At 42.3% G+C, this 13,279-nt stretch carries 7 protein-coding genes; 3 read left to right on the plus strand and 4 right to left on the minus strand.

Annotated features, from left to right (window positions below):
* Positions 1-363 precede the first annotated feature (363 nt).
* The 3 genes from AAA970_RS22540 to AAA970_RS22550 all read left to right on the plus strand — a co-directional run bounded on the left by AAA970_RS22540 (position 364) and on the right by AAA970_RS22550 (position 2,615).
* Positions 364-891, plus strand: a complete 528-nt coding sequence (locus tag AAA970_RS22540; RefSeq protein ID WP_338239137.1) for a hypothetical protein — start codon at positions 364-366, stop codon at positions 889-891.
* Between the two features lie 355 nt (positions 892-1,246).
* Complete coding sequence (locus tag AAA970_RS22545) at positions 1,247-1,984, plus strand: hypothetical protein (protein ID WP_338239138.1); 738 nt, start codon at positions 1,247-1,249, stop codon at positions 1,982-1,984.
* 259 nt (positions 1,985-2,243) lie between these two features.
* On the plus strand, positions 2,244-2,615 hold the full coding sequence (locus AAA970_RS22550; RefSeq protein WP_338239139.1) for a hypothetical protein: 372 nt from the start codon (positions 2,244-2,246) through the stop codon (positions 2,613-2,615).
* A 363-nt stretch (positions 2,616-2,978) separates the two neighbouring features.
* On the opposite strand, the gene AAA970_RS22555 is transcribed toward AAA970_RS22550, so the two are convergent.
* The 4 genes from AAA970_RS22555 to AAA970_RS22570 all read right to left on the minus strand — a co-directional run bounded on the left by AAA970_RS22555 (position 2,979) and on the right by AAA970_RS22570 (position 13,177).
* Positions 2,979-4,670, minus strand: coding sequence for a TIM barrel protein (locus tag AAA970_RS22555; protein WP_338239141.1), 1,692 nt, complete (start codon positions 4,668-4,670; stop codon positions 2,979-2,981).
* Between the two features lie 239 nt (positions 4,671-4,909).
* Positions 4,910-7,603, minus strand: a complete 2,694-nt coding sequence (locus AAA970_RS22560) for an outer membrane protein assembly factor BamB family protein (RefSeq protein ID WP_338239142.1) — start codon at positions 7,601-7,603, stop codon at positions 4,910-4,912.
* A 72-nt stretch (positions 7,604-7,675) separates the two neighbouring features.
* Positions 7,676-10,387, minus strand: a complete 2,712-nt coding sequence (locus AAA970_RS22565) for an outer membrane protein assembly factor BamB family protein (protein ID WP_338239143.1) — start codon at positions 10,385-10,387, stop codon at positions 7,676-7,678.
* A 108-nt stretch (positions 10,388-10,495) separates the two neighbouring features.
* Entirely contained in the window at positions 10,496-13,177 is a 2,682-nt protein-coding gene (locus AAA970_RS22570; protein ID WP_338239144.1) for an outer membrane protein assembly factor BamB family protein, read from the minus strand.
* Between the last annotated feature and the right edge of the window lie 102 nt (positions 13,178-13,279).

Consider the following 13,279-nt stretch of genomic DNA (forward strand, 5'->3'; position numbering starts at 1 on the left):
AAACTTTCATATACCATGAATTAATGGTATATTTCGTTAAAACACATTCAGTTTTGATAAATAATCAGTCCCTTGAAAAGATAATCTAAAAATGGCCTTAAATTCTCCGCCTAATGGTATCCTCTTAAATGATTTATTCCAACTATGAGAATGTATTTTTACTTATGCCTATTCATTCTATTTGGATGTAAACCTAAATTAAAAAATGTAGAAAATATCATCATAAATGGTTACGAGTCGAAGTTCCATTTTGAGTAACCCATTCCTGGCCGGGCCTACAAATACGACAATGATTCTATCGTTTTTTTAACCATTGATGGCACCCTTTCTTCCTATTGGAAACAATATCACTGTAAAGACACCTTGATAGTTGAAAAACATGAATACTATAGGGAAAGGGAGGACTTCATATTTACAACCAAAACGATTAAAAATAATAGTATACGTAGTGTGGTGTATTTTACAAAATACGGCGTAGAGCTTGGTGGCTTTGAATTCCATAACTTAGATCTAATTAGAAGTGACTTTAAAGGTGATCTTTTAGGGAAAAGAAAGGTAATCCCATCCTACGCAGTTAATTCCACGGATTCGGTAACGTATAATTTTGAAATAATAGACAAAATTGAAAATAATTTTGCCGTACTAATTTATCGTGATATGGAGTTCGATAACTATATGGATCCATCAGTAGAAGACGTATTATATCAAAATTATGATTACAATAATTCAATAAAAATAACATGGCCGAAAAACTATTTTAACGATGGTCATTTCCCGCTACACATGCGTATACTAGAATATAACGACGACAACCATTTAAAGGCGGATGTTATCTATAAAATTAACTTACATATTCCTGAACAGGATACTTTGGTATTAATTCATCCATAGAGCATTTATAAAGAAAATGGAAAATACCACAAATCACATCAATGGACATTCCATGAATCGCTAAGCGAGAAAACAGAAGACTTCCTTAGATCTACCATAGGCACTCCTCAAATTCCCCTAAAAGTGGCGATCCACGTTTGCCTTATACCTAAAAAAATCCACCAATTGAACTACCCTTCCTCACCCATGATTTTAATCGTGGGTGAGGAAAGTATTGCCTTGTGCAGTAACATCACCACTCGCAATCAAAGTCCGGCACTTTCAGCATGCCCGCTTCTACAGGATAGTCCTTCACACCTAGGCTGTCGAAAATCTAAAAAAAAAGCGATACCAGAAAAAAGGTTAAATTTGAGCTTTGAAAACAACATTCAACCTGACTGTTATCGCCTTGAAGACTAAAAATAAGAAACAAATAGCAAAAAATAAAAAGTCAATTAGACGTGCTTCCAAAAAACGCAGATCGGATAGGGCGAGAATAAAGAGACTTAAGAGAAAGGTAACTAACTTAAAGCAAGAGCTAAAAGAGGAAAAGTCCAAAAACAGACCTGCTTTTGGAGGGAAGAAACTGAAGTATCATAGCTATTGCACCTCCATCATCACTTTAGTGCTCATTTTATATAGCGAAACCAGCATGAGCCTGAGGGATATTGAATCGGTTCTTCGAGCCTTTATTATTCATATGCAAATTGAAGGCAGATTTCCTGACCATTCAACCATTGATTATTGGATTAAAAAAGCAGGAATGAGAGCCATAAAGCCCTTTTGTGAGAATGAGCCATGCGTATTGATTTATGATGAAAGTATTTCCTTTAATGGGAAGAAACTATTTTTAGTTTTAGCTGTGCCAACGTCGATTTCAGAAAAACAAAAACCACTATGTTTCGAGGATTGTCATTTGGTTTATTTGGGAGCAAAAAAAAGTTGGACGGGGGATGTTATTCATGAGGAATTAGCCCCTATTGTGGCCAAAATGGATGTTCAATATATTCTGAGCGACCAGGATTCCAATCTAATAAAAGCGACTGAATTACTGAATATTCCACAAGTATTTGACATAACTCATAAAGTAGCCGGAACACTAAAAAATTCATAAAACGGGTCAGTGTACTCAGGAAAGATTTAGCTTTTGGAGACTTTTCTCATTTGGCTACCCCGAAGGTAAGGCACCAAGACAGATTCCATCATTTTAGGGAATATTTAAAATGAGTGGATAAAGTATTGAACGAACGCGAAGATGTAGCCCAAAATGCAAAAGGGGCTACCAGGAAACTGTTAGATATTAAGGAACATGCGTCATTCATAGAGCATCTTAGAGTATTGAGTCCTGCGATAAAGGAGACCTTATCTATTGCGTGGGCGAAAGGAATTACCCCGCCTTTATTTCCAAATCAACTAAGCAACTCAATACTTTAAATGGTGACCTACCATCAAAGTTTGGCGATAAGATCCATCAATACTTAATTGATATGCGGCGAAAAATGAATGGTGACATTCCATTTTGTTGTAGCGCTATTAATGAAAGTGCCTTCGGAAAATACAATACTATGATAAGTAGTCATCCTCAAAAAATGTGCACAAACCATATGTTTACCATACCACTACTCTTTAGCAAAGAAGGTCAATTTTCTAAATTAGTTGCGGATTTTCCTACGGTAAGGGTAGCTGATGTTAAAAATTCGCATGCGGTCGAACAAGCTATGGAATTATGTAAAAATGCAGCTTAAATGGGTTTCACGGAAATCAAAGATTTTCGACAGCCTATGTGCCGCATCAGTATTCACATCCTTCGGCGCTACGGTGTGCATCAGGTTACCCGCACGATCGTAGTAGTAAAGCGTGAAATGGAAAGGCTCATTCGGCTGATAGGCTATTACCCCCCTATAGGGTTTAAAAGCAAAAAGTACAGTTAAATTATCCTCCGTTATTTTACCCGTAGAGGATATATAACAAAATAATATTTGGTTGAGCTTTATTGAAAATTATTCATGAGAATGTCCCTCAAAATAAGTATTCATTAAAATTGACTTTAGCGCAGACAAACAGCTCTACCTATAAGAATCCTCTTTTAATACTAAATAAAATATATCCTACTGCCGAACTGCCTTTTTCTCCTCCACATCCACGAACAACACCTGATTCGTGCCATGTTGCGGGAAAGCGAGGCGTTGTTGCTCAGTTGAAAAATCAGGATCGGTTGGGTGGCTCAAGCCCTTGATCAAAATGCTCGGATTAAAATCTTTGTCCACCTTAATCACTTCTCCCGAAGCCCAATCCGTAATGTAGTAATTTCCATTACCTTTGGTGATGCCTTCCAAATTACCCAATTCTATCAATTTATCAGACAGTGGCTCAATGGTCTTTTTCTTTAAGTCCACACGCAGTAAGTCCCCTTTTTTCGAAGTATCAAATCCTTTACCTGGTATCAGTTTCCCCCATGATGCTACCACCAAATAACCGTCTTCCATATAAAGGCCGTCCGGTGCTTCCAATCTTTCGGTTTTCAAAAACAGCTTCACTTTCTTTTTCTTTGGAATGATGCGGAAAATCTGATCGCCGAAGAAGTCCGACACATACAAATCCCCATTTTTTGCCAATACAATATCATTTAAAAATTCGCCTTCGGGAATCGGATAAAAGGCTACCTGTTTTCTTTGGGCAATATCAATCTGACGAACGCCATCACGATCGACAGCATACAAATATTGATCGTCGGAGATCATACCAGAGATAGCATCAAAGCCCTCCTCAAAACCAATCCAAACTGGATCAATCACTTTACCCGAAGCATCGAGGCGGGAAATCCAGCTATAACCGTCTCGATCCAAAGAGATTCCACCACCCAAATTGGAAACAAACCACTGCTTCGTTTTGGCATGCCACAACACCTGATCAGGTGCATCATATGCCTCAGCAGGTGGCGCATTCAATTGCTTCAACCACGACTGATATTGCACCATCGAGCCTTCCAAATATTGATCGGGCGCTTCTTTGATTTGATGATTGATAAAACCAACCGCGCCCTTATATTCAATTTCTTTAAGCGCTTTCAGCATCGGGTACAAATCAAAATTTCCACGATACAACGCCATGATCGTACTGTTCTCCAAAGTCATCGGTGTCGAACGATCCACCTGTCGATCACTGCCGGCAATCGTAACATAAGCCAAATGATCTTTCGCTTTTTTAATGATCTCCGGCAAACGCTCACCATTGCCTGAACGAATCTCATGACAGGAATGAATCACCATATTCACATTCGGACGATCCATTTCTTCAATGTAAGTCAATGCCTCTTCTGCCGTCGGGATATTGTCATCCGAATGCGGATAGATTGTCATCACCACATTTTTTTCTTGGCAGTAATCCGCTACTCTTTCCAACAAAGCCAAGGTTTCTTCATGAGGCATCATCACATCCCGACCGATGATAAACCAAAAAGCAGTCGAGGTGCCTGACACCTGATCCACGACCTGCTTCCAACCTTCACGAACCAACTCCGGATCATGATGATTATAACGAAAAAACACCGCCTGAATCGGGAAATCCGCATCCGCCTGATCAAAGTAAGGCGAAAGGTCAATCATCTGCTTGCGGTTATTGGCCATCAGCGCCACTCCTTGGTAGCCGTATTTTTTCAGCAGGGCTTTTTGTTCCTTCACGGGCAGCTTATTCAGCCCACCGAAGTTATAAACATACATTGGCCAGTCGGCTTGGAACCGCTGAGCCATGGTCATTATTGGTAACAGGAAGAGTAAAATGATGAGGTTGACTCTTTTCATAGTATGGTGTGTTTTACTTATTTCTTTATGGCATTGTGGATTTTCACACAACTCGATTCGTTATACTAACACAAAAAATTATTTTATTAGCTGTAAGGATGCATCTACGTGTGTATCCAAATCTTTTCAATATTTCTAATGATTTGGGCAGACACATAGGTCAGCCCGTACAGCGACCAAATAAAACTTCATGCTACAATATCAATTTATGATTGTGCAACAACCCCAGTTATTATCCTTTATTTAATAGCATACAAAAATCCGCCACTGCTCAGTACATAAGCACGATTCATATACAGCGCCGGTACCGATTCCTCCACCTTGTTCTCCATTCGGACCTTCCACAATAATTCTCCTTCTTTGGATAGACAATAAAAATAAGGATTCGCCGTCGCTCCACTGTAAATGCGATCATTGGAACCGATCACGGCACCAGTCAAGCCGCCCGCTCCATCGAATTCCCATAATTTCTGTCCATTTTCTTTATTCAGTGCATAGATCTTATTCTTCACCGGCACACCTCCCAAGCCCTTGCCGATCAGTTGGGAAATGTACACTTGTCCATCATGCACGGCGGGAGTAACGTTAAAAATCTCACCATCGAGCTGAGGTTTCCAAAGCACTTCCTTGGTCGTAGCATCCAAGCAACGGAAAGAAGCACCACCAACAGGGAGGAAAATCTTACCATTTTCACCGATGGGAGCCCCTGAATCTGAGCCTCCACTGAGTTGAAATTTCCACAGCAGGTCGCCATTCTCTTTATTGAATTTGTACAAATAATGATCCCATCCTCCGAAGTAAACTGCATCGCCCATCACCAATGGTTCACCGCAGGTCGATCGGTCGGTGCGGTATCGCCAGACAATGTTTCCATTTTCGGCATCGAGGCAATAGACATAACCATCAATACCAGGGGCGTAGATCTTTCCGTCGGATACATTTACTGATCCCCAAACCCAGCCGATATTCTGTTTCCAAAGCACCTTACCACTTTTGGCATCCAGGCAGTAAAATTCATCACTTCCTCCTTGTTGACCAATATAAATTTTTCCATGATCAATCACCGGAGCACCTGAAACTGCTCCCGAGAGTTCTGTTTTCCAAACGGCCTCACCACTCAGTGCATCAATGCCATAGACAAATCGTGAAGGCGTACCAACGAACACCATGCCCAAATCTGCTGTCGGTTTGGACTGATAATAGGCACCTGCAGCCAATTCATCGGTATGAATGCGTTCCTTTTCTTTATTATAAAAACTTTTCAGGAAATCAAACTGCCATAATTTTTCCAATTGCGGATTAAAAGCAAAGGCGGTAAAGTTGGCGTCATTCGCCACCAAAACACCATTGGCATAAGATAAATCAGCGAAAAATCGGTGATCTCCTACTTTAATTTTTTTTAGAATTTGGCCTTTTTTTGTCATTTCAAAAAGATGACCATCAAGGGTCATCACAAAGACCTCTTCGGCGACCAAAACGGGCTTCGAACGTATCCAATCTGATAATTTATTGGAGTACAAAATGCTCCCATTTTTCTTATTTAGAATATAAAAATATTCATCTGCACCTCCAAAATATATTTGGTCTTCGTCAAATTCAATTTTACTGAAATACCGGTGAACATCCACCTCAGCTGTACCAATCTCCCTTTTCCAAAGCAATGCTCCACTGTATTTATTCAGGGCATAAACCCAGCCTGCGTTATCCGAAAAATACAAGTTTACACCATCCGTACTCACTTCCTGATTAACGGCACCATTAGCCTGAAATTCCCAGGCAATACGCTTGGAGGAAGCAGGTACATAATTTCCTTCGATATTCAGCGCATATAAAGTTCCAGAAGTAGTGCCGACATACACCAATTTTTTATCAACGTGCGGATTGCAAAAGGTCGTTCCGATGTTGAAATCCCAATGTGTGTTTCCGTCGTAATCCTTACAGATGATGCGATTGAAGGCTTGCGCAACAGGTGGTTTTTCCTCAATATCATGTTGTGCATAAGGGAATAAAACATATTTTTCATTGGCATCAAAGGGAGCGTATCCTGCACGGTAATCAATATGTCCAACGGTAATTTCTTGTATAACCTTTCCCGATTTTTGATCAATCACCACAATATCCTTGGCATCTCCCTTTTTACCACGACTTCCCAGCTCTCGCATCAGGATTTTTCCATTAACTAATACAGGCGTACTGTTCAGTGCCGGCGTTCCATATAGTTGATCCACCCGCAGATTAGCTTTTTGTTTGGTTTCATGAATGACTTTACCCGTTTTCAAGTCGAGGGTAAAAAGCATATTTCGCATCCCAGGAGAACACAAATACACTTTATCCTCATCAATCAAAGCAGACGACTCCCAAGGCAATCCCACGGGGAATTTCCAATCCACCACACCCTGAGTAGGGCCAGGCGCACCTGAAAAACCCGTTCGTTGGGCATTGGCACGGTAGTTTGGCCATGGTGTTTGATCTGTTGATGATGTGTTTGCTCCCACCAATGCAACCAAGGTTGGGCTTACATCTTTTTCGGTCAGATGGTTTTGAATACTGTCCAAAATACCCAATCCCTTTTGCACTGTAACTGCATATCGCTTTTTATCATAATCAGACAACACCTTTTCCGCTCCTCCGGTAAAGACAGGGTTGTAGTTATCCACGGCGCGCAGACTGTCATCCACCACAACATAAGTATTGCCAAGGTCAGCTCCTTGTTGTTGTAAGGAAGTTGCCCACAGCTTCATCATCACACCCCGTTCATTATAATTGAATATATCTGTGGGAACCGAACGAAACTGCAAGCGCAACTGATCCAATTCAGCATTGCCCGAAGGGAGGAAATCTTTGGGTGCTTGAAAGGTTTCCTCCTTGGGTTGGGTGCAGGAGAAAGAAACCAGAAGGCTTAATATGAAGGTGAGAGGAAGAAATGGTTTCATGGTTTATTTAATTTGAAAAACGGACGCTTTTGTATTTTTGGGGCGTAGCGAAACGCTACGACCAGTTACCTTTTATTCAATACAATGCAAGAAACCGCCAGAGTTTAGGACATAGGCTTTACCATTGTAAAGTGCCGGAACCGACTCTTCGGTTTTGTTCTCCATACGCACTCGCCACAACAGATTGGTGGTTCCATCGCCATTTCCTTTCGGATCAACACAGAAGAAATATGGATTAACGGTAGAGCCAAAATACACCCGATCATTCGATCCGATGATGGCGCCATTCAATCCACCACCACCTTCGAAAGTCCAAAGTAACTGTCCGTTTTTTGCATCAACGGCAAAGATCTCCGCCCCTACCGGAACGCCACCTAAGCCTTGACCATTCAGTGTAGAAATATAAACCACCCCATCATGACAAGCCGGCGTTACGTTGAACATCTTCGCCTCCAATTTCGGTGTCCATAGGATCTTGTGATCTTTCGGGTCGATCGCTCGGAAAGTCCCTCCACCTACAGGCAAGAATACTTTTCCTTCACCAGCAACCGGTGAACCTGAGTCCAAACCACCATTGACCTGATATTTCCACTTCAATTTACCTGTTGCCTTATCGAACTTGTACAAGTAATGATCCCATGAACCAAAGAACACTTCATCACCCACCACCAAAGGCTCCGAACAGGTCGAACGCTCGGTACGGTGACGCCAAACAATGTGTCCACTTTCAGCATCCATACAATTCACGAAGCCATCTACGCCTGGCAGGAAAACCAAACCATCAGACACGGCGCATGATCCCCAAACCCATCCTACTTTTTGCGTCCAAAGGATCTTTCCGTCTTCGGCATCCAAACAATAAAATTCATCTTCGCCACCTTGCTGACCGACATAGATTTTTCCATTGTCATAAACCGGAGAACCGGAAATGGCTGCACCGATTTCAGTCTTCCACTGCTGCTCGCCCGTCTCAGCATCCAAGGCATAAATAAAGCGGGAGGGTGTGCCGATGAATAGTTTTCCTTCGGCAATGGTTGGCTTGGATTGGTAGTAAGCACCACCGGCCAATTGATCCATAAAAATACGGAAACCTTCTTCATCCGTAAAAGATTTCAAAGTACTGAATTGCCACTCTTTTTTGCCTTTTTCGCTGATACAGAAAGTATAAAGATCCGAATCATTGAACAAAAGGTGACCATCTGCCAAAGCCAAATCCGCATAAATAAAGTGCTCGCCGAAACGCTTCTCCCAATTGATCTTGAACTTATTTTTGTGAAGGTTTACTTGATAGATATGGCCATCCATGCTTGAGAAATAAGCATTTCGATTATCAGCTATTGGCGTTGCACGCATCCAATCATTGGCTTGGGCTTTGAATAAGGTTTCCCCGTTTTGAATGTCCAAAATCAACATCTGTTTATCCGCAGAACCAATAAATACTTTTCCACCATTGAGGTAAGGTGTCGTGAAATAACGGAATGCCTGTTGGTGATTTTGCCCGAAAGATTTCTTCCAAATCAATTGACCGCTCCTCTTATCCAAACAATAAACAAAACCATCATTGGAACCAAATATTACCTTTCGATCATTTACAGCTACTGCCTTATTGATACCAGCCCCAGCCTGAAATTCCCAGGCAATACGATCACTTGAAGCCGGACGAAACCATTGGTAAGTTTTTAAAGCATACAAGTTACCAAATTGGTTGGTAGCAAAGATCAATGAATCATCCAAAACCGGAGAAGAGAAGGTCGGACCAATGTTGAAGTCCCATTTCTTTTTACCTGTCTTTTTATCTTTGACCACAATGCGATTGAATGGCTGACAAACAGGAGGCTTCTCCTCAATATCATGAATACCATAGGGGAAAACCACTACTTTTTCATTAGCCTGAACGGGTGCATATCCCGCACGGTAATCCACATGTCCTGCCTCAATTTGCTTATCAATCTTTTCAGTTTTTAAATTCAGAAAAGCAATGTCCTTGGACTCCCCACGATTTCCACGGCTACCCATTTCACGCAAAATTACATGGTCTCCATCGATGATCGGCGTTGACGCCATCGCCGGACTGCTGTACAATTGATCCCCTTTTAACGAAGGCGTTTGTTTAAAAACCTTGAGCGGCTGACCCGTTTTCAAATCCACCTGCCACAAGAAATTTCGGATACCCGGTGAAGTCAAATAGACCACGCCTTCTTTGACTACCGGAGCAGCTTCCCAGGCCAAACCGACCGGAAAACGCCACTTCGTCGCTCCTTTGGTTGGGCCTTTGGCTCCCGTATAGCCTGTTCTACCCAAATTGCCACGATACTGCGCCCAGTCGATATTCGAATAGTTTGATGGTTTTACAGGATCTTCATGTTGGTTTCCCGAAGGAAATAAAACCGCTTGCGGATCATCCACCAAAGCATGCTGATAATTTTCAAGCACCTGATAGCCTTCTTTCAAAACCTCCCCTATTCCTGCAATATCTTTATCGGTATATGCCTGTGCATCGCCACCATGAAACATCGGGTTCCATTTTGAAATCGCTCGAAGTCGGGTATCAATGCTTGCATATTTTGGGAAAATATGAACGCCTTGCTGCTGAAGGGAAACTGCCCAAAGTTTCATCAAAATAGCACGGGAAGCATAGTTGCTTCTATCAGTAGGAAGGACTTGAATTTCACTTCTTACTTGATCCAATTCTTCATCTCCAGAGGCATATTTGGAGGTGAATTCTTGTGCATAGCTGAAGCTATGAAAAAGAATAATACATAAAAAAATAGATAGGCGTTTCATATGGATTGATTATGTTGATATCTGAAAATTGTTTTTAATCTATCAAAAGCGGATGCTTTTAAGTTTGGGGTCGTAGCGGGACACTACGACCAGTTGAAGGTATAAGAATTATTTAATCGCATGTAAATATCCATCCGAAGACATCACGTAGGCCATGCCGTCATAAAGTGCCGGCGTGGATTCTTCCACTTTGTTCCCCAAGTCATACATCCAAAGGGTTTGTGGACTGCCGTCCTCGGTGGGTTCGGGTTTGATCGCATAGAAGAAAGGATCTGAAACCGATGCGCAATACACCGTTCCGTCAGCTCCCACTACCGGCCCACTCAATCCACCACCAGGGTGCTCCCATAAGATATCGCCCGTATCAGCATCCATTCCATAAAGGATCGATTGCACACAGATACCGCCGAGCCCGACACCTCGCCAAGTGGAGGCGAATACTTTTCCATTGTGATAAGCGGGCGTTACATTGAAGGTCGCTCCCTGCTCGAAATATTCCCAAAGTACCTCACCCGACAAGGCATTCAAACAGCGGAATTTTGGTCCGCCGATTGGTAGATAAATGCGATCATCCTTGACAATCGGCACGCCGGAATCCGTTCCGCCATCCAAAGGGAATTTCCAGTTGATGTGTCCGGTCTTTTTGTTCATGGCATACAGATAATGATCCCAGCTTCCCCAGAAAACCTGATCCTTTTCCAACATCGGCTCACTGCAAATCGAACGATCCAATCGGTGTCGCCAAATCAAGACGCCTGTCTCGGCATCCATTGCATTGACATTGCCATCGATACTTGGGACATAGACCATTCCATCCGAAACATTAGGTGAGCCGAAGACCCAACCAATGTCCTGTGTCCATTCGGGCTTGCCTGTTTTGGCATCCACGCAGTAGAATTCATCCTCCCCACTGTGCACGCCAAAGTACAATTTACCTTGATCGTAAACCGGCGCACCACATTGTGAAGCACCTGCTTCGAATTTCCATAGTTCCTCACCCGTTTTGGCATCGACGGCATAGACAAATCGCATCGGTGTTCCGAAGTAAAGGACACCATCTACCACGGTAGGCTTGGACATGAACCTTGCGCCACCGGCAATCTGATCGATCAGAATTCTGTTGCCATTTTTTTCAAAACAGGCAATCTGACTTAGCTCCCACTTGAATTTACCTTTCAAATCATAACAGCGGGTTTTCAAATCCGTATCATTGACCAAAACATACTGATCGGTACTAACCAAATCTGCTAAAACGGCATGATCTCCCATCTTAATTTTATCCTTAATCTTGGCTTTATTTTTTAGGCTTATGTGGTAAAGAGAGCCTTTCATGGTAGCGACAAAAAGGTCGTTATTTTGAGCTGTGGGCTGTGCCCTTACCCAATCATCCATGCATAATTGCCCTTCAAGCTCTCCGTTTTTTTTATTAAAAATATATAATTCTTGATTTGCCCCACCTATGATTAATTTTCCTTGATGGACAAGTGGTTTGGAGAAATGTCGGAAAGCTCTTGGATTAGGATTTTTTACCTGAAACGACCAACGTTCAACGCCTGTATTTTTATCCAAAGCATAAACAAAACCCGCATTATCACCGAAGTAAACATTATGCTCATCATAGGCAATTTCTTCATTCACAGATCCTTTTGACCGAAACTGCCAAGCCAATCGCTTACTCGAAGCGGGGAATAATTTCAAGTCCGCACGCATACCATAAACGTACCCGATCTGATTGGCAACATAGACCTGATTACCATCCAAAACAGGTGGGCAGAAGGTATGACCGATATTAAAATCCCACAATTTATTACCAGTTTTTTGGTCACGGCAAATGATGCGATTAAATGACTGAGCAATAGCAGGAACAGCTTCAATATCCTGAACGCCATGCGGGAAAATAGCATACTTTTCATTGGCATCAAAAGCAGGCAATCCTACGCGGTAATCCACATGACCGGCTTCAACCTGCTTAATGGTTTCACCCGTTTTCTTATCTACATAAACCAAATCACGGCTTGGTCCTTTGTTGCCACGGCTACCACATTCACGATACATCACCACATCTTCCAATACCACCGGCGTGGACATATTGCTTGGTGTATTGTAGATCTGATCCATCATGATTTCGGCCGTCTGACGGTTAGTCCAAATCTTATCTCCTGTATGAATATCAACCGCATACAACGTTTCACGCATACCAGGGGAAGAAAGATAAACTACTTCACCTTCCACTACAGGCGCAGATTCCCACGGCAGTCCCACTGGAAACTTAAATGCCATTTCCCCTTGCTGAGGCCCCATGGCTCCGGTAAAACCACTTAGGCCGTTGTCTCCTTTGTAGTGTGTCCAATTGGGTGATTTTTCATTAGAAACATAAGCAGGACGATCGGATTTTTTCACTACTGGCGGGTGTTCTGCCAATCGTTCTTGGGACTGTTCCAAAGCCACAAAACCATCATCCACGATTTGGCAAAGCTTGACTTTTTGCTCATCGGTAAACTGCTGAGGTTTACCTTCATTCCAGAAAATAGTATTCCACCAAACGATCTTTCGGAGGCGTTTATCAATATCCAAATAACCCGTTAGGTCAGCGCCTTGCTGTTGCAAAAGCACCATCCACAATTTCATTTTGAAGCAACGCAAGCGGAAGTCTTCCCATTCTGTAGGCTGCTGACGAACTTCTTGACGCATACGATCAAGCTCTTGATCACCAGATGGAAATTTTATATCCTGCGCCTGTAAATTGACTGTCAGCAGAAGTAGAAAAAATAGGAATACTTTCGCTTTCATGTTGGTTTTGGTTGATGTTTGTTTGTGCATCTTATCGTAAGGACGTTGCATGCAACGTCCGCCCAATACAAAAAATTGGAAATAAGGTCAGGCACACAGGCC

Origin of the sequence: Persicobacter diffluens (genome assembly GCF_036244895.1) — a bacterium.
GTDB classification, from domain to species: Bacteria; Bacteroidota; Bacteroidia; order Cytophagales; family Cyclobacteriaceae; genus Persicobacter; species Persicobacter diffluens.